This window comes from Mesorhizobium sp. LNJC405B00, assembly GCF_000502615.1.
Taxonomy (GTDB): domain Bacteria; phylum Pseudomonadota; class Alphaproteobacteria; order Rhizobiales; family Rhizobiaceae; genus Mesorhizobium.
Genome location: NZ_AYWC01000003.1, coordinates 228,895 through 254,972 on the forward strand (window position 1 = coordinate 228,895; position 26,078 = coordinate 254,972).

Sequence of the window (26,078 nt, forward strand, 5' to 3'; positions counted from 1 at the left end):
CATGCGAAATACAAGGAAAACGTCATGCTGAACTTCGATAGGGACCGCTTCGTGAAGATCCAAAGCGGGGCCGTCGCCGTCGCAGGTGAGGTTCGCTCACTGATGCGCACACTGCTGGCAGATGGCGTCGAGCGGCTGTTTTTCATGGGCACCGGCGGCGTGCAGCTTCTAACCTTGCCCGCGATCGAGTTGGCGCAGCGCTGTTCCACCTTCCCGGTGAGCGGTGCCTATCCGGCGCAGGTCGTGATCGATCCGCCCGCCGGTCTCGACAGCAAGGCCGTGGTGGTCATCCCGTCCTTGTCGGGCACGACCAAGGAAGGCGTCGAGCTCATGGCCTTTCTGAAAAAACGTGGTGTGCGCACCATTTCGCTCACCGGCCATTCGGATACGCCAATCGCACGGGAGGCTGACCACAATTTCACGAACTTCGCCGAAGACGACACCTCGTCGGAATCCTTCTACCTGCAGACGCTGCTGATCGTCCTGGCCCTGCTGGAAGAGCGCGGCGAATATGATGATTTTGATGGCACTGTCGCCGAACTCAAACTGCTGCCGGATCTGCTTGCCGACGCCAAGGCTGCCTTTGAGGACAGGGCGGCCGAACTGGCCCAGACAATCAAGGACGATACCTATCACATCTTCACCGGCGCCGGCTCGGTGTGGCCGGAGGCACACTATTACGGCATGTGCATCCTCGAAGAGATGCAGTGGATTCGCACCCGCCCGGTGCACGCCGCCGACTTCTTCCACGGTACGCTCGAGTTGGTCGAGCCGGGCGTCAGCGTTTTCGTGTTCAAGGGCGAAGATGCCCTTCGGCCCCTGGCCGACCGGGTCGAGAACTTCGCCAAGCGCTACACGGACCGCGTTCGCACGCTGGACGCGGCCTCGGTCAAGTTGCCGGGCATCTCCGCAAAGGTCCGCGGCATGATCTCGCCGGTTCTGCTCGCCACGTTGCTCGAGCGGCTGAGCGCCCATCTCGAGGTGCTGCGCAACCACCCGCTGACCACCCGTCGCTACTACAAACGCGTGGAATATTGATCCCCTCTCACCTCTGAAGGAGCTATCCATGAAACGTTCGCTGCAAATCGTGGCGGTCACGGTGGCCGCGGTATCATCATTGGGGTTGTCGATAAGCGGCAGTTCCGCCGCTTCGCCGGCTGTCACGGCCGACCCAAACGCCAAGGTGGAATACACCGGCACGCTTTCGGTCCTGACGAAGTTCGGGCTGCAAGAGCTGTCGCCGTATTTCGTCAACCTGGCACAGGCCTATGAGAAGCTCCATCCGGATGTGAAGGTCGAACTTATCCAGGAGAGCGACGACAGCGTGAAGGGCAAGACCAAGACGCTGGTCGCTTCCAACTCGCTGCCCGATATCTATTTCTCCTGGACAGGCAGCTGGGGTGGCAATTTCGTGCGCGGCAATCGCGCCGTTGATCTCACGCCCGTCATTGCTGCCGATACCGAGTGGGGCAAGTCGCTGTCTCCAGCCGCCGTCAAGGCGTTCCAATACAACGGCAAGTTCTATGGCATTCCGCTTTACCAGGATGCCAAGTTCATGGGCTACAACAAGCAGATCTTCGCCAAGCTCAGCCTCAAGGCACCGGGCACTTTCGAGGAATTGCTGACCAGCTGCGACGCCCTCCGCAAATCCGGCGTGACACCGATCTCCTTCGGCAACAAGGAGGCCTGGCCGGCAATCCACTTTGCAGGCCAGCTGCTCGCCTACAACGTGCCGCAGGGAACGCTGGAACGCGACTTCGATCCGGCCACCGCCCAATACACCGACCCAGGCTATATCGCAGCACTCAAGCAGTTCAGCCAGCTTGTCGAGCGCTGCACCGATGGCGCCGGCGTCAACGGCACATCCTATGCCTCGGCTCTCCAGGCCTTCACCAACGCGCAGTCGGCCATGTACTACCAGGAGATCATCGAGTTCGATCAGGCCGCCACGCCGGAGTCGGCGTTAAAGCCCGCCGATTTCGGATTCTTCCGGCTGCCGGTGCCCGCCGGCGCCAAGGGTGACGCCAAGTCGATCGAGGGCGCGCCGGAGGGCTACATGATCAATGCGGCATCGAAGAACATCCCGCTGGCGATCGATTTCATGAAGTTCGTGACTTCGAAGGAAAATGCGCAGGTGCTGTCTGCGCCACCCTATGGCCAGCCGAGCGCCACCATCGGCGGCGCCTCGGAATCGAACATGAGCGCGGCTGTGGTCGATGGCCTCAAGGATATCAACGCCGCCTCATACCTCATGCCCTGGCTGGATACGGCCAACCCACCGCGCGTCGCCGCCGTCTGGCTGTCCAGCCTGCAGGCGCTGGCGGGCGGCTCGATGACGCCCGAGCAAGTGATGGACGAGGTGCGCAAAGCCGCATCCGCGGCCAAATAAAGCAGGCGAGCATGGCAAGGGCCTCGGACACAGTGGACAGCGGCGCCGACATCGGCGTCGCCAGGCCGCAACGGCCAAAGAGCCGGCGGGCCTGCTTCGCCAACCTGTTGTCGTTGCGATGGGCGGCGATCGCGCTCATCCTCATCGGCTGGTTCGTCTATTATCCGATCGTCGACAATTTCATCGTCAGCACCACCGACCAGGACATCTACACCGGCGAGGTCACCAATGTCGGCCTCGCCAACTACGACCGGCTGCTGCATGACCCGGTCGTGCTGCTGGCGCTGTGGAACAACTGCCTCTACGCTCTCATCTCCGTCATCTTCCAGGTCTTCGGCGCGTTCCTGCTGGCGGCCATTATCGAGGACCTGAAAAGCGAAAGCTGGCGCCGGCTGTGGCGCGCCGTCTATTTCGTGCCGTCGGCAATCTCGATCACGGTGACCGGCCTGCTGTTTTATTTCATCTACCAGCCGCAGATCGGCTTGCTGGATGCCGCGCTCAGCCGTGTTGGACTGAGCCAGCTCGTCATGCCTTGGCTCGGCAATGAGCACACCGCCATCTATGCCATCATCGCCATGAGCCAATGGCAGGGTTTTGGCTATTCGACGCTGCTGTTCGCCATTGCCATCCAGAAGATCCCGCGCGACCTCTACGATGCCGCAACGATCGACGGCGCGGGTCCGCTTCGCCGCCTGTGGAGCATCACCTTTCCGCTCACCCGGGAAATGACGGGGTTGATGATCATCGTCACCATCACGGGCGCGTTCCAGGTGTTCAACGAGGTTATGGTGATGACCGCAGGCGGGCCTAACAACAGCAGCCAGGTGCTGGGCACGTGGCTCTACCAGAAGGCCTTCATCGAGGACAATTTCGGCTATGGCGCGGCGATCGCCGCCGTCATCTTCATGTTGACCATGCTCACAGGTGCGGCACAGCTCTGGTACACCAAGCGCCGCCGGGTGCAGCTATGAGTGCGATGGTCGCAGCCGGTCGCAGCCGGAACGTGAATGTGTGGTCGGTCATCGCCAGGACATTGCTCTATTCGTTCCTGGTCTGCCTTGGTGTCGTCGTCATCTATCCGCTGATCTGGATGGCGCTGAGCGGCTTCAAGGACAATGCGCAGATCTTCGGCGATCCCTTCGCCCTGCCCACCCATTGGTCGTGGAACAATTACATGCAGGCATGGAACCAGGGCGTGCGTGGCTACGTGACAGTCTCGGTGCTGGTGACCGTCGCTTCGGCCATATGCACCGTCCTGATCAGCGCCTGGACGGCCTTCGGCCTGACCCGCACCAAGATGTCGGCAAAGCCGCTGGTTATTGCCATCGTTCTGGGCGGCTTGATGCTGAGCCCCACCGTGGCGATCATTCCACTGGTGAAGATGTTGCAGGCGCTCGGTCTCTACAACACCTACTGGGCGCTGATCATTCTCTACACGGCGTTCCGTGTGCCGTTCACCACCTTCCTCATCCGCGCCTACATGCTGGATCTGCCTGAAGACATCGACGAGGCGGCGACGATGGATGGCGCCAGCGAGGGTCAGATCTTCTGGCGCATCACCTTGCCGCTGTGCCGGCCGATCATCATTTCCTGCGTCATCCTGCACGTCCTGTTCGCCTGGAACGAATATCTCTTCGCCATGATCTTCACGAGCGGCTCGGATGTGCAGACGCTGCCGGTCGGACTGACGTCGATCATGGCAACCCACGGGACCAACTATGCCGTGGTGTTCGCGGCCATGACGATCTCGGCGCTGCCTATCGTGATCGTGTTCTTTGGCGCGCAACGCTACTTCATCCGTGGCTTGGCCGAAGGCATCGGCAAATAACAATTCCCGAAAGGAGCCTTCATGCCGCAGCTCGCTGCTCATCAGCTGATCGGAGCCAATTTCAGCTTCCAGCACTTCCCCTTCGATGAGGTCGCCAGGAAGATCCGAGGCTTTGGCCTGCGCGAGATCGAGCTGTGGGGGATTGCCCAGCATCTGGACCTGTTCCACGCCACGGACGCACGTGTCGAATCCGTTCGCCGGGTACTCGCCGACAACGAGCTGTCGGCCTGGTGCTTTACGCCTGAGCAGGTGTTGTATCCAATCAACATTGCCTCCGGCGACGCCGCACTGCGCCAGGACAGCATCGAGCGGTTTTGGCGTGCAGCCGACATCTGCGCGGCGCTTGGCGCCCGCTATCTCTTCCTGACGCCCGGCCGGGGCTACGAGAGCGAACCCCGGCAACCGGCATGGGACCGCGCGGTCGGTTCGATCGGCGAGATCGCCCGGCGCGCCGCCGCAAACGGGGTGCGCTGCCTGCTCGAGCCGTTGCAGCGGTTCGAGAGCAACCTCGTCAATGATGCGGCAGGCCTGCGCCAAATGCTGGATGAGGTGGGCGCCGGCAACGTCGATGTCGTGCTCGACACTGTCGCCATGGCCACGGCCGGCGACACCGTGGCCGGCTATGTCGACCTGTTCGGCTCGCGGCTGGCGCATGTCCATCTGGTCGACGGCACACCAGGCGGGCATCTGGTGTGGGGGGATGGTACGCTGCCGCTCGGCCACTATGTCAGCGAGCTCGCGCGCCTGGGCTATGCCGGAAAGTTCACCTTCGAGCCGTTCGGCAACGGCTCCTACGCGCTCGATCCGGTAAAAGCCTGGACACGCTGCCTTGGCGCCATCGCGCCATACCTCAATTGCGCAACGGTGCCGGCATGACGTCGAAGAAGCTTATCGCGGTCGGGGACAATTGCCTTGATGCCTATTTGACCAACAACTTGATGACGGTGGGCGGCAACGCCTTGAATGTCGCGGCGCAATGGCGGCGCAACGGCTGGTCCGCGCGCTATTTCGGCGCCGTCGGGAACGATCCCGAAGGCGACGTGGTGCTTGCTGAGCTGGCAGGTGCCGGCCTATCCCCCGACGACGTCGAACGGCGTCCCGGCGATACGGCCGTCACCTTGCTGCGCGATGAATCCGGCGACCGGAAGTTTCTGCACGAATCCTTCGGTGTGGGCGAAAACTACATGCCGGCGCCCGCGCATTATGCGGTCATCGCCGCGGCCGACTGGGTGCATCTCGGCACCAACGCCAACAAGCACCTTGTTCAACGATTGGTGGCGGACCATGTGCCGTTCAGCATTGATCTATCGACCGCCCATATGGCGCTGCCGCTCGACGGTGTCTCGCTTGTGTTTGCGTCCGGACCGGACGATGTCGATGTTCCCATCGAGCCATCGCTGGGCGCGCTCAGGGCGGCCGGCGCAAGGCAGGTAGTTTTGACCTGTGGTCGACGCGGCTCCTACTTCAACGATGGCACGAATGTCGTGCATGCGCCGGCGACGCTTGTCGATGTCGTGGATACGTGTGGCGCCGGCGACAGTTTCATTGCCACTTTCCTCGCCGGCTTCCATTTCGGCGGCCTCGGCGCCCTGGAGGCATTGCACAGGGCGTCGATCGCGGCGGCGCAGACCTGCACCCATCTTGGCGGGTTTCCCCAGAGACCGCGTCCGATACCCGATTGGCTGCCAGCCAAATATGCCAGCTTCATTGTCGATGCGCAGGGAGCCCAAGCGTGAGTACAATTCGTTTGCGGCAGCCTGCGGTCGCGCTTGCATCTGACCGGTCGTTTTGGCTGCAGGACATTGCCGCCGCCCCTGCGACCGAGCCATTGCGAGGCGACGAGCGCGCCGACGTGGTGATCGTCGGTGGCGGCTATACCGGTCTGTGGACGGCGCTGCGGATCCTTGAACTGGCGCCGCAAACGCGGGTGGTGATCCTTGAAGCCGATCTGTGCGGATCGGGGGCCTCGGGGCGCAACGGCGGTCAGGTCCATTCATGGTTCGCCGAAATCGACCAGATCAGTGCGGTCGTCGGTCTCGAGGAAGCGCGCCTGCTGTGCGCCGACACGGTGGCATCGATAGCGGAGCTGAAGGCGCTGCAGCAAAACGGCACCATAGACATGGACCTGAGGCTGGACGGATGGCTGTGGACAGCAAGCTCCATTGCGCAGGAAGGCGCCTGGGAGACCGCCGTGGCCTTGACGGCGGCTGTTGGAGAAAACCGTTTCAGCCCGCTGACAGCCGAGAACATTCAACGCCGCACCGGTTCATCGGCCTCCTATGTCGGCGTGGTCGAGACCACTGCCGGCACGGTCCATCCCGCCAAACTTGCCATCGGATTGCGCAAGCTGGCACTGGCTCGCGGCGTCATCATCCATGAGCGCAGCCCGGTCCTCGCCATCGAACCCGGCATGACATGCACGGTGCGCACGGCGCATGGCGCGGTACGGGCTGACAAAATCGTGCTTGCCGCCAACGCCTGGCTTTCGGCGCTGCCGGAACTGCGACGGCATCTTTATGTCGTCGGCAGCGAGGTGATTGCCACTGCCGCCGTCCCCGAACTGCTCGACAGCATCGGCTGGCGCGACGGTGCCTCGATCTGCGATTCCCAGGCCCAGGTGCTCTACTACCAGCGCACCATCGGGGGCAGGGTGGTCTTCGGTCGTGGCAGCGGCAACGTCGCCTTCAGTGGAAATTTCGGCGCCAGCTTCAACCGCAGCCCGGAGCACGGCCGCGACAATATGCGAGAGCTGCATCGGGTCTACCCCTCGCTGCGCGGTGTGGCGATCGAATATGACTGGTCGGGGCCGATCGACTGCGTGCCTGAACACGTTCCTGTCTTCGACCACCTGCGCGATCATCCCAATATCTTCTACGGCATGGGATTTAACGGCACCGGCATCGCGCAGACGCCGATAGCCGGACGCATTCTGGCGAGCCTGGTGCTCGAGCGAAAGGATCGCTGGAGCGAAAGCGGTCTGGTCGGCATCGAGCGGCGCATGTCGCTGCCGCCCGAGCCGTTGCGTTATCTCGGCGCCAGGCTTGTCCGCGCCGCGGTGCGCCGCAAGAACGAGGCCGAGATCCGCAACCGAAACGCCGGCAGGATCACCAGTCTTCTGGCGGCCCTGAAGCCAGGCAGGCGCAAGAAGTAGCCGGGCATCTCGCTCATCGTCACGCTCTTCAAACCATGAGCCGGCACGTGCCGTCCCGATGACGGTGGACGCGGCATTGCGATCAGGGTGCTTGCTGGGTTGATCGACGTACATTCTTAAAGCGGAGTGCGTCGACCTTGTTCTAACGTATTCATGTGGGCCGTACCGCCGCCAGGCCTATGCTTGGCGCACTTGCGGCTTTCCATCCGAGGGCGGGCCAACGGATCCGCGTGCAATGATGGCGGTCGGCAAAACGAGCCTTTCCGCCGGGCGGGAATCTCCCTTCAATCGCCGGATGAGCAATTCCGCGACGCTCTTGCCAAGCGCGTAGACGGGCTGGTCGATAACGGTGATGGGCGGCGTGGTGACGCTCGTCCAGTCCGCATCATGGAAAGTGATGAGCGAAATGTCGTCGGGAACCCGCAGGCCGCGCTCGCGGGTCACCTTGAAGATCTCCAGCGCAATGACGCTGTCGGAGGCGAGGATCGCCGTCGGCCGATCCGCCGCCGACAGCATCTCGCCGGCAACCCTGCGCGTTTCGGTGGGGCTTGTCGCGCCAAGGCGAACATAGCGTTCTGGCCGATCAAGTCCGGCCTCTCGGCACACGGTGAGGAAACCGTCGATGCGCTCACGGACCGACGAGGTGTAGATCTGCCCGAGATCGCGGTACTCGTGCCCTTCGGCGTCGACCGCGGTCACATAGGCGATGTTGCGGTGGCCGGCATCGGCTAGAAAGCGGGTCGCCAGCATGGCGATGCCGCGATCGTCGGTCGTGACCGTATCGACATCCAGATCTGCCAGCGCCCTATCCAGCAGGGCAAGCGGTCGGCCCGAGCGGTGGATATCGCGCAGGTGCGCGATGTCGCGCGATTCCGACGGCGTGACGATCAGCCCGTCGACGCGCTTGCCGATGAGCAGTTTCACGGCCGCCTTTTCCGCCTCGATCTTCTCGCCGGAATTGGCCAGGATGACGTTGAACCCGGCTGCCTTTGCCGCGTCGCTGATGCCGCGTACCGCGAGGCTGAAGAACGGGTTCTCGATGTCGCCGACAACCACGCCGATGATGCCGGAGCGGCCGGTCGTCATGCTGCGGGCGAGCTCGTTCGCACGATAGTCCAAGGCCTTGGCCGCGGCCATGACTTCCGCGCGGATCATGTCGCTGACGACGCCGTATCCGCCGAGCACGCGCGCGGCTGTCGCTTTCGAAACATTGGCCGCGCGGGCGACGTCGCTGACCGTTATCGACGGGGTCTTGGGGGCGGTTCTTTTCATCGGATGACGACTACAAGAGTTGTTGACGGGAGGTCAACGTGGCGATAACGATTAACAAAGAGACCGGTCTCACGCAATATGAGACCGGTCTCTTTAAAAGGAGTGGAGCCGAGAGGCGTGACGGACCGTGATTTCGGCAAGGGCATGGCGGCGCGCCAGATGGCGGCTCGACGGAAATACCAAGAAGAACAGACCTTCAGAGTGGAGAAAGACATGAGCAGGAAAGAAATTCTCAAGTCGTTGATGTGCCCGGTCAGAACCGGCGCAATGGCTCTTATGGCGATGTGCGTCGGCGCCGGGCTGGTTTCAGGAGCGGCCGCCGCGGATGACAATCCCTATGGCCTCATTGATGCGAAGGTCATCAGCGTCGGAACCATGGGCGATGCCAAACCCTACGCTTTCACCCAGGCCGATGGGTCGTTCACCGGCTTCGACATCGAATTGTTCCGCAACGTCGCGAGCCGCCTTGGCTTCAAGCCCGACCAGGTGATCTTCACCGGCCAGGAATTCTCGGCGCTGATGCCTTCGGTTGCAAACGAGCGTTTCGATGTCGCGGTCGCGGCAATCGGCACGACGGAAGCACGCAAGAAGACCGTCGACTTTTCCGACGGGTATATCGCAGGCTATCTGTCCGTGCTTACTGCCGACAAGGCGATCACGTCGGCGGACGGGCTCAAGGGCAAACGTCTCGGCGTCGTGCAAGGCACGCTCCAGGAAATCTACGCGGCGAAGAATTTTGTCGGAACCGATCTCGTCAAATTCCCCGACAACAACTCCGCCGTTTCGGCGCTTAACAACGGAACCGTGGATGCCCACTTCCTCGATTACGAGGCTGCCAAGGACTATGGCGTTCGCTATCCGAACCTGAAGATCGCGGTCAATATTCCTTCCTTCGACGCGCCGGCCGGCTTCGTCCTGCGCAAGGGCAACGACAAGCTCCGCAATGCGCTGAACACCGCCCTTCACGCGGCCATGCAGGACGGCACCTGGAAAACGCTTTATGAAAAGTGGTTCCCCGGCTCGCCGATGCCCGACCAGTATCTTCCCAAGAAGTAGACCGTACCCGGCCGCTGGCTCTCATGCCGGCGGCCGGATTACGCCGCCGTCCTTGATGCGGACGATGTGAATAGCGCAACCGAAAGGGGGGCGAATGAACTGGCTCGAAAACCTGCGGCGCAGTTTCCTCGACTGGCAGGCCATGGCGGACGTGCTGCCCAGCATGATCACCATCGGATTGAAGAACACCTTGATCCTCGCCGCCGCGTCGACGGTGCTGGGTGTCATTCTCGGCATGATCCTGGCGGTCATGGGCATCTCGCAATCGCGCTGGCTGCGCATTCCGGCGCGGGTCTACACGGATATATTCCGTGGGCTGCCGGCGATCGTCACCATCCTGCTGATAGGCCAGGGCTTTGCCCGCATCGGCCGTGAAATCTTCGGCCCTTCGCCCTTTCCGCTCGGCATTCTTGCGCTGAGCCTGATCGCCGGCGCCTATATCGGCGAAATATTCCGCTCGGGCATCCAGAGCGTCGAGCGCGGGCAGATGGAGGCCTGCAGGGCGCTCAGCATGAGCTACGGCCAAGGCATGCGCCTGATCGTGATCCCGCAAGGCATCCGCCGCGTCTTGCCGGCCCTCGTCAACCAGTTCATCGGCAACGTCAAGGATTCAAGCCTTGTCTACTTCCTCGGTCTGCTCGCCTCGGAGCGCGAGATCTTCCGTGTCGGTCAGGACCAGGCAGTGGTCACCGGAAACCTCTCGCCATTGCTTCTGGCCGGCGTGTTCTATCTCGTCATCACCGTGCCGTTGACCCATGTGGTCAACTACATCGACAACTCGCTGCGGGTCGGAAAGCAAAAGGCCGGCCTCGTCATCAGCGGCCTGGCCGAAGTGAGCGAACTGGAGGGCGCCACCGGCAGTGCACCTTCGGAGGCCGGCTCTGATGCCCGCTCAGCGCTGCCCCGCTTCAAGGGCGGCAGTCTCGCCATCACCGATCTCGACATGGCCTATGGCGACCTCGATGTTCTCAAAGGCGTCAGCCTGGCAGTCAAGCCTGGCACGGTCACATGCGTGATCGGCCCATCAGGTTCGGGCAAGTCGACCCTGCTGCGCTGCCTCAACCGCCTGGTCGAGCCCAAGGGCGGTGAGGTGTTGCTCGATGGTGCGAGCATCCTGGCGATGAAGCCTGAAAAACTGCGCCGGCGTGTCGGGATGGTTTTCCAGCAGTTCAATCTGTTTCCCGACCACACCGCGCTCGAAAACGTCATGCTGTCGCTGACCAAGGTAAAGGGGCTCCCTGTACAGGAAGCTGAGCGCATCGCCGAGGCGCGCCTTGCCGACGTCGGGCTTGCGACCCGCAAACACCATCGTCCAGGGAGCCTTTCCGGTGGCCAGCAGCAGCGTGTGGCAATCGCTCGTGCATTGGCGATGGACCCGGAGGTCATCTTGTTCGATGAGGTAACAAGCGCACTCGATCCCGAACTGGTGAAGGGCGTGCTCAACCTCATGGCGGATCTCGGCCGGCGCGGCATGACAATGGTCGTGGTGACACATGAAATGGGCTTCGCCCGCAAGGTCGCCGATCAGGTCGTCTTCATGGATGAAGGCCGCATCATCGAGGCCGGCACGCCTGCAGCGATTTTCGACACGCCGAAAAGCCCACGTCTGAAGCACTTCCTTGCCGAAGTGCTTTGATCACGCATGAGCCCTTCAAGACGGCCGCCCAAACCAACCTCCACCAGTGAAAGATATCTCATGGCTGCATCACATCAGGTTTCCAAGGTCGTTGTCGTCGGCGGCGGCATTTTTGGCGTCTCCTCGGCCGTTCATCTTGCAAGGCTCGGCATCGAGACCGTGCTGGTCAATGATGGACCGCTCGCCAAGGGAGCTTCCGGCCGCTCGCTCGCCTGGATCAATTCGGCGCGCAGGCGCTCGGCTGAATATCATCGCCTGCGCATGATCGGTATCGACCGCTACCGCAGTTTGTCGGCGCGATGCCCGGATGCCGCCTGGCTGCGTTTCGACGGTGGCCTGACGTGGGATGCGGACGATGCCTCAAACGAGATCGCCGATGTCTTCGCTCACGAAAAACGTCTCGGCTATGATGCGCAGCATCTGTCCGCGGACGCCATAAGGTTGGTCACGCCGGGTGTCTGCGCAAGCGCTGTCACGCCTCAAGGCGCGATCTTCAACGCGGGTGAGGGCTGGGTCGACCTGCCGTCGCTGATCGAAATATTGATCGCGGAATTCGTGGAGCGGGGCGGCCAGGTGGTCACCGAGGCCGGAAGCGCTACCGTCACCGTCGCCAACGGCCGCGCCACCGGCGTCACCACCACCAGCGGGGTCAGCTTCGCCGCCAACGCGGTGCTTCTGGCGACCGGTGCGGATGTGCCGCGAATGGTTGCCGTGGCCGGTCAGCGTATTGCCGATGGGACACCAATCGCGCTGCTGGTCAGGACCAAGCCAGTCGACTTGCCGCTACGCGCCGTGCTCAACACGCCGCGTGTCGCCATCCGGCCGACGCCTGATGGCGCCCTCGCGCTCGATTCTGCCTGGTCGGAAGAACAGGTGGTAGTCAATCCGGACGGGACTTATCGCGTAAAAGCATCGACCATCCAGGGGCTTCTCGACGAAGCGTCGAATGTTCTCGACGGTCATCCGAAATTGGAATTGGAGAGCTACGGTGTCGGGCCCAAGCCAATCCCCGGAGACGGCGAGCCGGTCTTCGGCCAGTTGCGGGAGATCGAGGGGTATTACGTCGCCTTCAGCCACAGCGGCGCAACACTTGGCTTGATTGCCGGCGAACTGCTTGCAACCGAGATCGCCACCGGAACAGAGCACCCACTCCTTGCAAGCTTTCGACCGTCTCGATTTTCACTTTAGCCCGCCAATTCGCCTCGGAATGGGATGTAATGTGGCATGCTTGGAGTTTCGCTAGCCGAGACGGCGGCCGCCTGGCCGCTTACGCGCACCGAACCTGACACAGCGAATATGTTCCGGAACATTTTCTCCACGTTGAAGTTGGACAGCGCCAGGACCGTCTTTCGTCCAAGCTCAACCAGCGCTGAGAAATTCCATGACCAACCAACACCCCAAGACTAAACAGCCCACGGACAAGGATCTGCGAGACAACCCGGGAATCGGCACCTCGAAGGGCGCGGTCAAGGGCGGCGATATGCTCGACGAGAACGATGCTCTCGATGGGGACAATACGTTCGAAGGCGATGTCGAGAACGACGTCACGCCTCAGGGCGGCATCAACCCTGACCAGACCGGACGCACGAACAAGTAGGAGGCACCTTGCCATGGCCGGCCGGAAGACCCACGAGCAGCAGCTGCGCATCATCGAAAAGCGCGAGAACACCAGCAATGCCGGCGACGATTTCAATGCCGAGGATGAGCTGAAGAGATCCAAGCAGGAGCGTGAGGCGCGGCAAGACGGCGCCAATCTACGCGACGAGGGCGTGGAATTGACCGACAAGGACGATCGCCAGATGATCCGCGGCGAAAACCAGGAGAGCGAGCACCACAAGCGCAGGCAGGACGACTAAGCCTGCCGTCTTTTTAAAGCTATCGAGGAGCCATGCCAGACTACCGGCACGCCAGGCACCGCATGGTCGAGGCGCACATCGCCCGCCGCGGTGTGCGCGACGAACGAGTCCTTTCGTCACTGAGGCGGAATCCCGCGCGGGAAATTCGTCGACGAGGGGTGCGAGGAGTTCGCCTATGGGGACGGTCCGGGCGGCGTTGCGCTCTGGCTATAGGGACCTGCGAAGACGCGACCTGAACATCGGCCAGCTCTGCCGCGAGCGCTTTTGGCGATCAGGCAGCCTCGGCCACTACGTGCAATCCTCGGCCTCGCAGCAGTTCGATGTCTTCGTCTGTTCGATCGCACCTCGCCTGTTCAGCCGCTGACTGCCGAACAGCGCCTCATCGGGTGGTACTGACACGTTTGCCTTCGGCACCTGACTAGGCGGCCTTGCCTTCGGGCACGGAACATCTCACCGACTTTCTGGTTAGGCAGGCCGGATGAAGGGAGCTTTGCGCATGGCCAATAATTTGGAAGACGGCAAGACCGCTCAAACTTCCGACGAGTTGCATGGCGGCAATCGCGGCGGCAACAAGGACCAGCGTAAGACTGACAAGACCGCGAACAAGAGCAGCCAGGCGGCGGGATCCGCATCGCGGTAGGACCGAGACATGCCGACCGCCGCGGACATCCTCATCGAGACGCTGATCGACTGGAACGTCGATATCATCTTTGGCCTGCCGGGCGACGGCATCAATGGCATCATGGAGGCGCTGCGCAGGCGGCAGGACCGCATCCGCTTCATTCAGGTGCGACACGAGGAATCCGCGGCGTTCATGGCGTGCGCCTACTCAAAATGGACAGGCAAGCTCGGTGTCTGCCTCGCAACTTCCGGCCCTGGCGGCACACACCTCCTGACTGGACTCTACGATGCCAAGCTCGACCAAGCGCCGGTGCTCGCCATTACCGGCATGCAGTTCCACGACCTCATCGAGACCTTCACCCAGCAGGATGTCGACTTGACGCGCGTCTTCAGCGATGTCGCCGTCTTCAACGCGCAGGTCTCCGACGCGGCGCATATGGAAAGCCTGGCCGGTCTCGCCTGCAGGTCGGCGCTGGCACGTCGCGGCGTTGCGCATCTGTCGATCGCCAGCGATGTGCAGGAGCACACGCTCGACCAAGCCAAGCGCTCGAAGCGCAACAAACCGTCGCATACGCCGGATCGTTGGTTCGAAGGAAGCAGGCTTCCCGACGAAGAACAACTTGCGAAAGCCGCCGAGATCCTGAACGGCGCGACGAAGGTCGCGATCCTCGCCGGTCGGGGCGCGCTTGGTGCCAGGCACGAGTTGGAAGAGACGGCGGAGCTGCTTGGTGCCCCCGTCGCAAAGGCCTTGCTCGGTAAGGCTGCCTTGCCCGACGATCACCCGCTGACGACTGGCGGCATCGGAATTCTCGGCACGCTGCCGTCGCAGGAAATCATGGAGGAATGTGACGCGCTGCTCGTCGTCGGCTCGACCTTTCCCTACATCGAATACTACCCGAAGCCGGGACAGGCGCGCGGGGTGCAGATCGAGCGCGACCCGCAGCGCATCGGCCTGCGCTATCCCGTTGAGGCCGGCCTTGCCGGCGATGCCGCCGTGACGCTGCGACTGCTGAACAAGCGCCTGAAGCGCAAGGATGATCGCAGCTTCCTCGAGAAGGCGCAGGCGGGCATGCGACGCTGGCGCGAGATGATGGCGCAGTCGGAGCAAAAGGCCGCCACTTCGCTCAAGCCCCAGGTGGTTACACGCGCATTTGGGAAACGATTGCCCGATGATGCGATCCTGGTTGCCGATTCCGGCCAGAACACCGAGATGGCGGCCCGCCATATCGAGCTGCGTGACGGGCAGGCCTTCGGCGTCTCGGGCGCGCTGGCCTCGATGGCATGCGGACTGCCCTATGCGATCGCCGCGGGCCTGGCCTTTCCCGGCCGGCCGGTCTTCGCGGTCGTCGGCGACGGCGGTCTCGCGATGCAGCTCGGAGAGTTCTCGACGGCAGTTCGGCACCGGATCCCACTCAAGGTGCTCGTGCTCAAGAACGGCATGCTCAATCAGATCGCCTGGGAGCAGATGATGTTTCTCGGCAACCCGCAATTCGCCTGCGAACTCCAGCCCATCGACTTCGCCATGGCCGCCGAAGCCATGGGCGGCATCGGCTACAGCGTCTCTCGCGCCGAGGAGGTGGAATGTGTTCTCGACGCTGCCCTGGCTGCTGAGGGTCCGGTGGTCATCGAGGCCGTGGTCGACCCGTACGAACCGATGATGCCACCGAAGATGCCACCGGATTATGCGAGAAATTTCCGCAAGGCGCTACCGGATACCCCCGGACGCGCGGAAATCGAGGCGAATGTGGCGCAAGAGCCGCTGAGGTCGATGATTACCGCCGGCGAGAAAGACTGACCACACGCAAGAAGGAGCACGAGTTGAACAAGACCGACAGCGGCACCGCAAATCGCGGTTCGCCGGACCTCATGGGCGGCGACCAAGCGTGCAAGGCCGAGGAATGGGGCGGTGGCTCGAAAGCCGCCAAGGGACCGATCACGGAACCGGATCGACACAACCGCAACTCCAACCAAAAAAGGACCTGACATGCAGGATGCCCAGCAGAAATATCCTCAGCCGCCGCTTCCCGAGCAGCAGCAGGACATGCCCGGCTACACCGACGAGATGGATCCACGGCCCGACCACGGGGAGGAGAGCTATCGCGGCAGCGGTAAGCTGACGGACCGCGTCGCGCTGATCACCGGCGCGGACTCGGGCATCGGCCGGGCGGTGGCTATCGCATTTGCACGCGAAGGCGCCGACGTCATCATCTCCTACCTTGAAGAGGACGAAGATGCGCAGGAGACGGCGCGCTTGGTCGAGGAAGCGGGGCGCAAGGCGGTGCTCGCACGCGGCGACATCTCGGACGAAATCTTCGCGCGGTCGCTTGTGCAGCGAGCTATCGATGAATGCGGGCGCCTGGACATCCTCGTCAACAATGCAGCCCACCAAGCGTCGTTCGAGAAGCTTGAGGACATCAGCGCGGAGGAATGGGATCTCACCTTTCGCACCAATGTCTATGCGATGTTCTATCTGTCCCAGGAAGCAGTGAAGCACATGGAACCCGGCTCGACCATCATCAACACATCCTCGATCAACGCGACCAGTCCATCGCCGGCACTGCTTGCCTACGCCACTACCAAAGGAGCGATCGCCAACTTCACCGCCGGACTTGCAGGACTGGTAGCTGAACGCGGCATTCGGGTAAACGCGGTCGCTCCCGGGCCGATTTGGACGCCGCTGATCCCGTCGACGATGCCCTCTGAGAAGGTCAAGGAGTTCGGCAAGAACACGCCGCTCAAGCGTCCCGGGCAACCGGCAGAGCTTGCAGCGACCTATGTGCTGCTTGCCTCGGAAGGATCGAGCTACACCACCGGCGCACTCTACGAGGTCACCGGCGGACGGCCGATGCTTTGAGCGAGCGTACCTGCCAGCTCCACGGCGCCCACTCCCCGTAGCACACCGACATGTGGCGAGGCTCATGCCGATCAGGATCGCGGACAACCGCCACGTCCGCAAACTCGTCGAGGCGCATGCCGAAGCCTCCCACCAGGCCCTGAGCCGGAGGTTGGTAGACGGGAAGCTGACTTCATTCCGGGTTCACCGGAGCGTCAGGTTTCGGGGGGGCAAACGCTGGGTGAATGTCCCTGATAGGCGCATTGCAGCCATGCCGCCGTCGCGTTGTGAGACTGATTTGGCGGCCAGCAAAACAGCAGCCTCTACGACTCGTCCCTCTCATCGCGCAAATTAGACACAACGCGGCGGTTCTGCGACCTGCAGGCGGAGTCGGGGCAGTCGCGGACGAGCCTGTCCTTGCCGTAGCCCTTGGCCCACATGCGGTTGCGGTCTATGCCGCCGGCGGCGAGGTAGTCCATCACCGCATCGGCGCGCTGCTGCGACAGCGCCGTTTCACTTGCGCCGGGATCGTCGGCGAAACCCTGCAGCTTGAGCAGCCAGCGCGGATGCTTTGTCAACCAGGCGATCTGGGTGTCGAGGGTGGCCTTGGCGACAGAATCGAGCGCGGCCGAACCTTTCGTGAAGTAGGTGCGGCGGCCGACATTGAGGATAAAATCCTCCTCGCTGCCCGGCTGCACGTTCTGGAAGCCGGCAATCTCGGCGTTGGTGACGTCGGGCGTCGACGGGGCCAGCGTGTTGCTGGTCGAGCAGGATGTGGCCACAACCAGCAGGCCGGCGGCGAGCAGCCGGCGCGTGTTTTCAATCATGCGGTTCATGATGCGCCAATCATTCGACAGTGGTGGAAGCGGGCGCCTGGTCGGCGATGTGCGGCAGGACCTCCACCGCGGTGCCGATCGGGCACCGCTGGTAGAGGTCGATGATATCTTCGGGGAACATGCGGATGCAGCCGCTGGAAGCGTCGGTGCCGATGCTCCATGGCTCCAGCGTGCCATGCAGGCGGTAGCCGATGTCGGCGCCGTCGCGGTACAGATAGAGCGCTCGCGGCCCGAGCGGATTGTTGGACGCGCCGCCCGCGATCATGGGCGGCAGGTCCGGCTTGCGCTTGCGCATTTCTGGCGGCGGGACCCATTGCGGCCACAGCGCGCGGCGATCGATCGTCGCGCGGCCGTACCATTTGAAGCCTTCCTTGCCGACGCCGACGCCGTAGCGGATGGCAGTCTTGTTTTCCATGATGAGGTAGAGGAAGTGGTGGCGGGTATCGACCACGACGGTGCCGACCGGCTCGCTGCTGAAATACTTGACGATCTGGCGATGCCATCTCTTGTCGATCTTGGCGAAGTTGGTCTTGCGATAGACGAAATCGTTATCGCTGGCGGTACCGGCGAAAAAGGATTTTGCCCCCGCGGCTTGAACAATATTGCTGGTTCCACCGACCGCGACCAGCGCCAGACCGCCGAGCACGACACCCCTGCGTGATAAAACCATCGGCAATCCCCCATGCCTTAAGCATGGCGAACCATAGTTGAGAATGATTTCGGCTCAAAGTGGAAAAATGGTGCAGTGGGTGGGCCGCAAGCGGTCTGTCCGCTTGACGGCAAAATAGCGACTGCCCGCCGGCGAGCTTTTTTGTGCGGACGGGAACATCCTCGCTCCAAGGGTGTTCTGTCACACCCGGCTCGTTCTTCATCGGTCGTGCCGGTGACCAAGATGTCCCCTCATTCATCATGGTCGGCCCGCGCAGCCTTGACCGCACGCGCGGGCCATCCCATCACAAGGCCCGCTGGCTCACGCTGGCGGGTTTTTCCGCGTCCATGCGCCGACACTCATCTTCGCATGCCTGTCACAACGAGCCAGGCGGATTCCAGTATCCGCACGCGGCGAGGAGGACTTGCGACATGCCTCGCTGCGGGATTTTCGCGATGAGTCTACCTGGCTCCCGCTGAACGCCATGGCCTGACCACCGGGCGCGTTGGACGACCTTCAAGTCGAAAAAGCCCGCGGCAATCGCACCTTAGGCGAAGAGGCTTTGCTTTGTTGATGCAGTTGTCATCGCATCAATCGTGGGTAGCAACGCGGTTGTTGCGTGTTGTTGGAGAGATGGGGTTTCCCGAAAAGAATGAACATGCGCAGACAAAAGAAGCGAGCAGGATGGCCGTGAGTACATCTGCCAAATATCTATTACCTCATATGCGCTCGCTCCTCGGAAGGCGATCCCGCCACCCTCTCGACAGTGAAGATGGCGGGATCTCAACCGGCGACAAGGGACTTCGATCGACGGTGGGTTTCCAATTCGGCGTCCGGCTGCGTGTTCCGCCGTTCGGGCTTCTTCCAACCGCAATCAGACGCAAGTCCTATCCCATAAGACTGATGGCCAAATTCGGAACATCCGCTGAAGCATTGCGTTCGGCAGCGTGAAACCCCAAGGCAAAGGATGACTAATCATGTCGAATTGCGAGACTGCAAAATCACATTCGTTAGGAAATCGCGTGGCTGATCTCACAGCCAAGATGCGTGAAGCGCAGATTGACGCGGGTGAAATGATGGCCTTCCACAAGGTTGCAACTATGTTGGAGGACAGCCAAGGACGTATCAATGGCGACGACTTGATCGCCGCATCCTTCGTTCTGCTGGAAGACCGAGCGCCCGAGTGACCTTGCGTTGGTCGGCTTCGATCGTTCCTCGATCAGCAATGCGAAGCCTTTTTTGTCACGGCTGGCGTCTCGCGGGACTGCGGGAATAGCTCAAGCCTAAAGGGTGCTGGCCGGGCGCCTAACAGCCAAGAGACACCGCTTCGGGATCGGCCGCCACGCGCCCGCTTTATCCGAGGGAGGGCATTCCCTTTGAAGACAGCTACGGCGTGTCCTCGCTATCAGTGCCATGCATGCTGGAGCCATGCATGAAGGACTGGATCTCGTTCACATCGATCTTGCCATCACCATTCTCGTCAACGCTACTGAACATCCTGCCCACCGCGCGTTGAACCTCGTCCTCGGACACCGATCCGTCGCCATCGGTGTCCAACAGCCCGAACATCAGTCGCATGCCGGCACCGCGCATCATCTGATGATGCCAGCGTCCAGCCATTCTGTGTCCACGATCGCGGTCACCGTGGTTCTGCCAACGGTCGCCATCTTCATCGTGGCGGTCAGCATCCTCGTTGCGATCGCCTTGATAGTTGCGACTATCTTCCTCGCGGAAACCCTCTTCGGAACCGCGATCCTGCTGCAGTCGGTCACGGACAGCTTGCTCAACCATCTGGCGGATCATTTCGCGTGTTGGTCCATCCGCTTGTCCGGTCGCATCCGGCAACTGTCCGGCGGCCGGCGGTTCGGTTGCCGGAGCGGGTGCAGGTGTCGAGGGTGATGGTGTTCCGCTTGTCTGGGCGAGCGCGGGGGAGGTCAGGGCAATGAAAACGGCGGCCGCGGCCGTCGTGCTGTGTGGAAATCTCATGGCATGCTCCATCAGTGCCTTCGCTTGGAAGGCCAAACTGGAACTCGATCTGATTGTTCCCCGAAGGGGATCAGGTCACGGCGAAGTTACAGGGCATGCCCCCCGTCTGAGGTAGATCAGGGTCTTCGTCAGGGAATAATTTCGGCTCTTCTTCCCTAGGCACAAGAGGAAGCCGGCGCCCATTTTTGCGGGCAATGAACGTTGGACATTCGGCCTCGCCAATTTTCTGCCAGTCGATCATACCGACGCACCAATTCCCTCTGCGTCCTCTCCTTTCGTGGGACGGAAGCCGTTTCGACCGCACGCCGTCAATCGCGAATCCCGCGTCCATATGCTGCGCGGCCATGATGCCTATTTTTTATGTCACGGACCTCTGTCCGTCTGGACACCATGTTAGCCAGCGCTAAATCAGAGCAATGCGACGCCTCCTGCTGGGACTTACAGTTTTTCTCTTTTGGACCACGTTGCTTCAGGCCGAGGCGTGGCAGCCCTTCGGCGTCCGACAGCTTGGCTTTAGTTTCGATATTCCTCCGAATTTCGTCCTGACCCAGAATTCGGAGCAGGGCGCGGCTTTTCAGGGCCCAAGAGACGCGTTTCTGGTCGTTTGGGGCGCGCGACTGGGCAAAGCAAGTTTTCGCGCCGAGATTGAACATCGCATGATCGAGGACGAAAAGGCCGGTTGGCGACTGACCTATCGGCGTCTAGCCCCGAAATGGGCCAGCTACTCCGGGGTCAAGAATGGCGAGATTCGCTACGTCCGTGCAATTATGGTCTGCAACCAGCGTGCCGCGCTTTTCACAATGAATTATCGGAAATCCGAAAAGAAACCGTATGACCCTGTTGTTGTGCGCATGGTCCGGTCCCTGAGAGCGGAAGGATGTTAGCCAGCAAAGAGCGAGGTTGCCGTACTGTGCTTCCCTCGGCTAAGGGCCAGTGGTCAACCCGGCTCCCCAATAGCCTCGCCCAGTCACATGAAAGCAGGCACCGGCAGATATGCGGCCGAACGTTCTCACGCTGGCTCAGCCGCTCAAAGCCCATCACCGAAAAGCTGCTTAGTGCGGTCGCCAGCTAGAGCTACCACTGAGCCATTCCCGCTGCGGCTGGGTAGCGCCTCAGTTCCGTACGCGTTCATACCAAGAACGGGCGGGGCGAACGTCCTGATAGAGCTACGGCTGTAGAAGCGCGCCGCCAAACTGCGCCCACAAGCGCTCGCACTCTCTCGCCCTTAGGCTCGGGGTACCGGGCGCGCCATAGAAGACCATGGCGCCGCGAATGTCGTATCCAAGCACCGAGGCGTTGGCCACGAACTGGATGGCTCTTCCCAAGCTGGTGATGCCGATGTCGACCTCAGCTTTGTTGGTGAGGTCGACCACGCCTACTATTTCCGCATTGGCGCTCCTGCCCGCCAAAACGGCCGTCGACATCGCATCATGCACGGCAAGAAGCACTTCGGTGAGTTGCCCGGTGGAAGGGCTCTACAAACGCTTAAACGTCAGGTTTGTTCCCAACTGGCCTTGGCGGCTTTCCGACGACCAAGAATGCGACTGCGATTACGCTTAATAGAATCACTGCGAACAGGATTGCCATGATTTCCGCGCACTGTATCGGATCACTCCGCGGCGAAGAAAACCCCGCAACATATCTCAGATAGCGGCGGGTGTTCGGCTGTAAGAACCAAACTGGGTCCCGCGGCCTCTCATGTGCGCGTAGTTGACATCGTTTGCTGGACCGAACGGTCAAGCCGAAGAGCCCAGTTCCTCTCAGCATCGAGCAGTTCATTCTGCTCAATCAAGCCATTCATAAACAGCCTGAGTATATGGGCAGCTATGCGCTCTCCGTTCTGCGAAGCAAGAGGTAGGGCGCGCTCTTTGCAGACCGTGTGACAAACCTGGGCGAGCATCTCAATCTCGCTTGGCCCCAAAAACCGACCCGGATACAACATACCGTTTTCCTGTTGGAGAGTTGGAATGGCTATCCATTACGCAGGGTCACCGGCAGCCACAATCAACTATGATAGTGAGATGTCGAGTCCCGGTGGAAAAAACAGTGAGGTCCCAAAAGTGGTCGCGCTTGTCTCCGATTGACAGATGCCTCGACGCTACACCGACCAGCGCTACCGCACCCGCTTCATCGACGCGGCTTTGCAAAGGCCTATGACCAGTTCGCTACCAGCTGCCGGACCGCCCAGGCGAGCATGCCGCCGGCCATTACCGAAAGCGCGATGTCGTGGATGAGGCAGCCTTTTCCGTATACATCCAGTTGTTACGCTGCGCATCTGCTTCGGTTCGAAAACTCGCCGCGAGCCTGGCGTGCTCGCGTGTCCGGGCCGAAAACGCCTTCACAGCCCATATGTTGATAACGACATTGATGAGGCTGCCGCCGACCTCGTTGGCATAGGATGCTTCCCGGCAAGGGCATCGACCAATGCCCCGGGGCCGACCAGCACGAACCTGCGGGGGCTTTCCCGGAACAAAGCGTCGACGATCCGGTTCGGCAGGGAAGCGGCCAAAATTCATGCCATCGGAGATGCCGAGGCAGATGACAGATGAAAGGGAAGCTGAAGATGACGAAGTCTCGCGACCGCACCGTTCCCGGCGACGGCAAGATCGAAACCGGCCCGAACACATCTCCGCAACAGGATCCGGCAGAGGGGTCGCGCGAGACAATCGATCGCGAACTCGAGCGGACAGACGACGATAATAATTCCGACGAAGCGGAACGCTTGCGCCGAGACCTGCGGAAAGGGGTGGCGGAAGAGACCGAGCTTCCCGAACGCGGCTCGGCCTGAGGATCGCCGGAACCTGGCCAAGGTAAGAGACATGGAAGGCTAGACGCCTGGTCGCATCGCTGCTTGCTTCCTGCCTTTAACGCACCGGCCACACAACCATGCGCGGCGGTGATCCAGGGGACGGCGAGAACGGCCACTCGACGGTCCACTCTGTTCCAGCAAAGTCGGCTCGCCGAGAGCAACCACCTCTGGCGTTAGGGCCCGACGAGATGCCACCTGTCCAGGTCGCATGGCGCCAGGGTTCGGAAATCTCTATCAGGCTGCGCCGACCTCCTGGCTGCGCTGCGAGCGGGCGCGGTCGCGGGCTGCGGCAGTGCCTCCGGGAAAGCCGCTTCGATCGCTGTAGTCGCGTGGCTTGGTCCTGCTCCGAGAGTGGCGCGCGGTCACGCTTTTCGCACCGATGATGTCGAGCAATGTGATGCCGGCGACCATGGCAAGCGCAAGGCCTACATTATCGCGCTTTGGGTTGCCATGCCGATATGCTGTCAGCAATGTCGCGATATCCAGGCCGTCGCCGGCCACCCGGCTCCAAAGCCCGGCCTGCTTGTCCACTGAAAGCGAGAGTATGCCGCTGCTTATTTCCCGCGCCCCATAAGCGCGGATCAGATCTTCCTTGCCGCGCATGCCGAGCGCGCCGGCAATCCGTTCGGCGCCAACCAGCTCGGCGACGCCAAGCGCGATGCTGAACCAGCCGAGCTTGCGGGCAAGGCCATCGGAGGCCGCGACCGCACTCTGCCCAGTCTTCAGCACTTTGGGATCGCCAGGCGATCGGGTGATGTTGGTAAGTTTGGCAATCACGTTCATGACGATTTCCCTACGGTTTCAGTACAACCTTGATGCAACTGTCCTGCTTGTCGCGAAACACCTTGTACATCTCGGGTCCCTGCTCGAGCCCCACGGTATGGGTGATGACGAAGGATGGGTCGATCTGGCCATCTTCGATGCGGCGCAACAGATCCTCGGTCCAACGGTTGACATGGGTCTGCCCCATTCGGAAGGTGAGCCCCTTGTTCATTGCCTGTCCCATCGGAATCTTGTCGACCAGCCCGCTGTAGACGCCGGGGATCGAGATCACGCCGGCCGGCCGGCAGACATAGATCATCTCACGCAGAACGTGCGGTCGATCATTTTCCATCAGCATCAACTGCTTTGCGCGATCGTAGACGGTATCGGGCTGGGCCAGCGAGACGTGGCTTTCCATGCCGACGCAATCGATGCACTTCTCCGGGCCCTTTCCGCCGGTGAGTTCCCGCAGTCGTTCGACGACACTTTCCTCGGCGAAATTGATGGCGATGGCGCCGCCGGCCGCGGCCATGGAAAGCCGTTCCGGCAGGCAATCGATCGCCACCACCTGTTTGGCGCCGAGCAGCAGGGCGCTGCGTATGGCCATCTGCCCGACTGGGCCGCAGCCCCACACCGCAACCGTATCGGTGGGCTCAATGTCGCACTGTGCCGCCGCCTGCCATCCGGTAGGAAAAATATCGCCGAGGAAGAGAACCTGCTCGTCGGTAAGGCTGTCAGGCACCTTTACGTGCGTGGCATCGGCGAACGGCACACGCATGTATTCCGCCTGTCCCCCGGGATAGCCGCCGGTCAAATGAGTGTAGCCGAACAGACCCGCGGTGGTGTGCCCGAACACCTTGTCACCGAGATTCTTCTTGCGGTTTGTGCGTTCGCAAACCGAAAAGTTCTGTCGCTTGCACTGGTCGCACTCACCGCAGATTATGGTGAACGGCACGACGATGCGGTCTCCCTCCTTCAGAGCGCCGTTGACGCCCTTGCCGACCTCGACGACCTCTCCCATCATCTCGTGGCCCATGATGTCGCCGGGCAGCATGGCTGGCACATAGTTGTGGTAGAGGTGAAGGTCGGAGCCGCATATGGCACAACTCGTCACCTTGATGATCGCGTCACGTTCATCCTCAATTTCCGGGTCCGAAACCTGATCGCAGCGTATGTCTTCCTTGCCGTGCCAGACCAACGCTCGCATAGCTTGCTCCTATTTTCGCAAGATCTGTGGGTAGGGACCTCGCGCCTGTCCTAAGCGGGCCGATGCCTGGTTGGATCGACTGTGCCGCTGCTTGTCGAACCACAGGGGCGGACCGATGTTCCGGGAGCTCGAGAGAATTTTTGGGCCATTCCAGAGCCGCACCTTGGAAGGATCTGTCGCGGGCACCAGCGGCCTTCCCCGGGGCGCGTCGGGCACGAGCCGCTGGAGCCCGACCCACGAATGGACGTACTCAAGTGTACCAAAAACGTTCCGTCCGCAGGTGTCCTTCGCGGCGGCTGACACGTCATCTGCTCGATTCTGGCGTCCGTAACCGGCATTCTCTTCCTCGCCCGCACAGGGTCGGCCGAAGCAGCGCTGTGACCGGAGCAGGTAGGAGATGCCGCTCACCGGCGGGCGCGCAGCCCGACCGACGCGATCGACATGAGGTGGATGGGCGCCATCGCGACGGCGGCTCTAGCGGAGTATTTCGCAGAAATACAATGATTAGCGGGCAGGGCGGACTGCTAGCCGTGCGCAGCGATGAACATGGCGACGGCCGACCGGCAATAGGATTCGATTTCGTTGTCGTCCGCTGCTCTCGCGTCATCGAAGCGTGCGATAATCAGGAGATCGGATCCTTTGAAAAGCGCGGCAAACAAGCGGGCGGACCGGAGAGGATCGGGCACGTTCAGAACCGCCTTCGCGTGCAACTGACGCAACAGGGCCTCGATTTGGGCGATGACATTGGCGGGGCCGGCTTCGTAATGGAGCTTGCTTAACGACTTTGGATTCGTCTGGTCGGCCATGACCATGGCTTCGACACTGCGGACATCTGATCTCAACAGCGTGCGAAGTAGGGATGATCCCACCGCCATGAGCTGATCCTCGACCGAACCGCCGACGCCTTCAAGAAGGGCCTGTGGTGCAAGCAACTGATGGCAGCCGGACGCGATGGCCGCGCTGAACAGCGCCTCCTTGTTCTCGAAGTGCCGATAGATGCTGAGTTTGGATATCTTCGCCCGCTGGGCGACCTTGTCCAATGTGGTCGCTTGAAAACCCAATTCCACAAAGAGTTCGGACGCAGCGTCGAGTATCGTTTGGCCAAGCGCCTCGTTGGCGGGCCGGCCGCGCCGGCCCTGGCTATTTTCGGTCACGACAATTCCAGTCCTTGACAGTATCCTAATTCT

General features: G+C 61.6%; 28 protein-coding genes. 20 read left to right on the top strand and 8 right to left on the bottom strand.

All coding sequences use genetic code 11. From position 1 onward, the window contains the following. Window positions 1-24: 24 nt before the first annotated feature. Genes X756_RS157625 through X756_RS157595 form a run of 7 tightly spaced genes read left to right on the top strand, consistent with a single transcriptional unit; the run spans window position 25 to window position 7,368 of the window. Window positions 25-1,038: an SIS domain-containing protein gene (locus X756_RS157625; protein WP_023729125.1), complete on the top strand. Its 1,014-nt coding sequence runs from the start codon at window positions 25-27 to the stop codon at window positions 1,036-1,038. A gap of 28 nt (window positions 1,039-1,066) precedes the next feature. Continuing rightward, window positions 1,067-2,389: an extracellular solute-binding protein gene (locus X756_RS157620; protein ID WP_023729126.1), complete on the top strand. Its 1,323-nt coding sequence runs from the start codon at window positions 1,067-1,069 to the stop codon at window positions 2,387-2,389. Window positions 2,390-2,400: 11 nt separating this feature from the next. After that, on the top strand, window positions 2,401-3,360 hold the full coding sequence (locus X756_RS157615; RefSeq protein WP_023682778.1) for a sugar ABC transporter permease: 960 nt from the start codon (window positions 2,401-2,403) through the stop codon (window positions 3,358-3,360). Next, on the top strand, window positions 3,357-4,217 hold the full coding sequence (locus X756_RS157610) for a carbohydrate ABC transporter permease (RefSeq protein WP_023714949.1): 861 nt from the start codon (window positions 3,357-3,359) through the stop codon (window positions 4,215-4,217). Before X756_RS157615 ends, X756_RS157610 begins: the two co-directional genes overlap by 4 nt. A gap of 21 nt (window positions 4,218-4,238) precedes the next feature. Continuing rightward, window positions 4,239-5,093: a sugar phosphate isomerase/epimerase family protein gene (locus X756_RS157605; RefSeq protein ID WP_023729127.1), complete on the top strand. Its 855-nt coding sequence runs from the start codon at window positions 4,239-4,241 to the stop codon at window positions 5,091-5,093. Next, window positions 5,090-5,953: a PfkB family carbohydrate kinase gene (locus X756_RS157600; RefSeq protein WP_023729128.1), complete on the top strand. Its 864-nt coding sequence runs from the start codon at window positions 5,090-5,092 to the stop codon at window positions 5,951-5,953. Before X756_RS157605 ends, X756_RS157600 begins: the two co-directional genes overlap by 4 nt. Next, window positions 5,950-7,368 carry an FAD-binding oxidoreductase gene (locus tag X756_RS157595; protein WP_023729129.1) on the top strand — a complete coding sequence of 473 codons (1,419 nt, stop codon included), beginning with the start codon at window positions 5,950-5,952 and terminating at the stop codon, window positions 7,366-7,368. The genes X756_RS157600 and X756_RS157595 overlap by 4 nt, the downstream gene beginning before the upstream one ends. 177 nt (window positions 7,369-7,545) lie before the next feature. Here the strand turns inward: X756_RS157595 and X756_RS157590 are convergent, their stop codons facing one another. Further along, window positions 7,546-8,640, bottom strand: coding sequence for a LacI family DNA-binding transcriptional regulator (locus tag X756_RS157590; RefSeq protein WP_023729130.1), 1,095 nt, complete (start codon window positions 8,638-8,640; stop codon window positions 7,546-7,548). 213 nt (window positions 8,641-8,853) lie between these two features. On the opposite strand from X756_RS157590, the gene X756_RS157585 reads away from it, so the two are divergent. The 10 genes from X756_RS157585 (at window position 8,854) to X756_RS157545 (ending at window position 16,663) form a co-directional block, all read left to right on the top strand. Next, window positions 8,854-9,696 (top strand): ABC transporter substrate-binding protein, encoded by an 843-nt coding sequence (locus X756_RS157585; RefSeq protein ID WP_023692311.1) that lies wholly within the window; start codon window positions 8,854-8,856, stop codon window positions 9,694-9,696. Window positions 9,697-9,790: 94 nt separating this feature from the next. Next, on the top strand, window positions 9,791-11,332 hold the full coding sequence (locus tag X756_RS1000000170345; RefSeq protein WP_023667755.1) for an amino acid ABC transporter permease/ATP-binding protein: 1,542 nt from the start codon (window positions 9,791-9,793) through the stop codon (window positions 11,330-11,332). A 60-nt stretch (window positions 11,333-11,392) separates the two neighbouring features. Next, window positions 11,393-12,520: an FAD-binding oxidoreductase gene (locus X756_RS157575; RefSeq protein WP_023682771.1), complete on the top strand. Its 1,128-nt coding sequence runs from the start codon at window positions 11,393-11,395 to the stop codon at window positions 12,518-12,520. 193 nt (window positions 12,521-12,713) lie between these two features. Further along, on the top strand, window positions 12,714-12,929 hold the full coding sequence (locus tag X756_RS157570; protein WP_023667757.1) for a hypothetical protein: 216 nt from the start codon (window positions 12,714-12,716) through the stop codon (window positions 12,927-12,929). Between the two features lie 13 nt (window positions 12,930-12,942). After that, window positions 12,943-13,188 carry a hypothetical protein gene (locus X756_RS157565; RefSeq protein ID WP_023682770.1) on the top strand — a complete coding sequence of 82 codons (246 nt, stop codon included), beginning with the start codon at window positions 12,943-12,945 and terminating at the stop codon, window positions 13,186-13,188. Between the two features lie 175 nt (window positions 13,189-13,363). Further along, complete coding sequence (locus X756_RS1000000168665) at window positions 13,364-13,552, top strand: hypothetical protein (RefSeq protein ID WP_023729131.1); 189 nt, start codon at window positions 13,364-13,366, stop codon at window positions 13,550-13,552. A gap of 132 nt (window positions 13,553-13,684) precedes the next feature. Continuing rightward, complete coding sequence (locus tag X756_RS1000000169295) at window positions 13,685-13,828, top strand: hypothetical protein (RefSeq protein ID WP_023692307.1); 144 nt, start codon at window positions 13,685-13,687, stop codon at window positions 13,826-13,828. A gap of 9 nt (window positions 13,829-13,837) precedes the next feature. Next, on the top strand, window positions 13,838-15,604 hold the full coding sequence (locus X756_RS157555; RefSeq protein ID WP_023729132.1) for a thiamine pyrophosphate-dependent enzyme: 1,767 nt from the start codon (window positions 13,838-13,840) through the stop codon (window positions 15,602-15,604). A 23-nt stretch (window positions 15,605-15,627) separates the two neighbouring features. Then, complete coding sequence (locus tag X756_RS1000000169300; protein ID WP_023710084.1) at window positions 15,628-15,792, top strand: hypothetical protein; 165 nt, start codon at window positions 15,628-15,630, stop codon at window positions 15,790-15,792. Between the two features lies 1 nt (window position 15,793). After that, window positions 15,794-16,663 (top strand): SDR family oxidoreductase, encoded by an 870-nt coding sequence (locus X756_RS157545; protein WP_023707232.1) that lies wholly within the window; start codon window positions 15,794-15,796, stop codon window positions 16,661-16,663. Between the two features lie 302 nt (window positions 16,664-16,965). On the opposite strand, the gene X756_RS157540 is transcribed toward X756_RS157545, so the two are convergent. Together X756_RS157540 and X756_RS157535 are read right to left on the bottom strand one after the other, a co-directional pair. Continuing rightward, complete coding sequence (locus X756_RS157540; RefSeq protein WP_023667764.1) at window positions 16,966-17,478, bottom strand: OmpA family protein; 513 nt, start codon at window positions 17,476-17,478, stop codon at window positions 16,966-16,968. 10 nt (window positions 17,479-17,488) lie between these two features. Continuing rightward, window positions 17,489-18,148 (bottom strand): L,D-transpeptidase, encoded by a 660-nt coding sequence (locus X756_RS157535; protein ID WP_023729133.1) that lies wholly within the window; start codon window positions 18,146-18,148, stop codon window positions 17,489-17,491. A 1,001-nt stretch (window positions 18,149-19,149) separates the two neighbouring features. Here X756_RS157535 and X756_RS157530 point away from each other — a divergent pair. Further along, the gene (locus X756_RS157530; protein WP_023667766.1) at window positions 19,150-19,314 is read left to right on the top strand and encodes a hypothetical protein; all 165 of its coding nucleotides are present in this window, start codon (window positions 19,150-19,152) and stop codon (window positions 19,312-19,314) included. A 199-nt stretch (window positions 19,315-19,513) separates the two neighbouring features. Here X756_RS157530 and X756_RS0133840 read toward each other — a convergent pair whose 3' ends face one another. Next, entirely contained in the window at window positions 19,514-20,113 is a 600-nt protein-coding gene (locus tag X756_RS0133840) for an EF-hand domain-containing protein (RefSeq protein ID WP_031237941.1), read from the bottom strand. A 416-nt stretch (window positions 20,114-20,529) separates the two neighbouring features. Here X756_RS0133840 and X756_RS157525 point away from each other — a divergent pair, with 416 nt between their 5' ends. After that, window positions 20,530-20,997 (top strand): hypothetical protein, encoded by a 468-nt coding sequence (locus X756_RS157525; RefSeq protein WP_023667769.1) that lies wholly within the window; start codon window positions 20,530-20,532, stop codon window positions 20,995-20,997. A 282-nt stretch (window positions 20,998-21,279) separates the two neighbouring features. Here X756_RS157525 and X756_RS157520 read toward each other — a convergent pair whose 3' ends face one another. Then, window positions 21,280-21,537, bottom strand: a complete 258-nt coding sequence (locus tag X756_RS157520; protein ID WP_245260390.1) for a hypothetical protein — start codon at window positions 21,535-21,537, stop codon at window positions 21,280-21,282. A 1,139-nt stretch (window positions 21,538-22,676) separates the two neighbouring features. Between X756_RS157520 and X756_RS157510 the strand changes: the two genes are divergently transcribed. Next, window positions 22,677-22,901: a hypothetical protein gene (locus X756_RS157510; RefSeq protein ID WP_155922421.1), complete on the top strand. Its 225-nt coding sequence runs from the start codon at window positions 22,677-22,679 to the stop codon at window positions 22,899-22,901. Window positions 22,902-23,156: 255 nt separating this feature from the next. Here X756_RS157510 and X756_RS157505 read toward each other — a convergent pair whose 3' ends face one another. The 3 genes from X756_RS157505 to X756_RS157495 form a co-directional block, all read right to left on the bottom strand. Continuing rightward, entirely contained in the window at window positions 23,157-23,705 is a 549-nt protein-coding gene (locus X756_RS157505; RefSeq protein ID WP_023729135.1) for a hypothetical protein, read from the bottom strand. Window positions 23,706-23,715: 10 nt separating this feature from the next. Then, window positions 23,716-24,891: a zinc-dependent alcohol dehydrogenase gene (locus X756_RS157500; RefSeq protein WP_023682758.1), complete on the bottom strand. Its 1,176-nt coding sequence runs from the start codon at window positions 24,889-24,891 to the stop codon at window positions 23,716-23,718. A 524-nt stretch (window positions 24,892-25,415) separates the two neighbouring features. Continuing rightward, entirely contained in the window at window positions 25,416-26,045 is a 630-nt protein-coding gene (locus tag X756_RS157495) for a TetR/AcrR family transcriptional regulator (RefSeq protein WP_023729136.1), read from the bottom strand. Window positions 26,046-26,078: the final 33 nt, after the last annotated feature.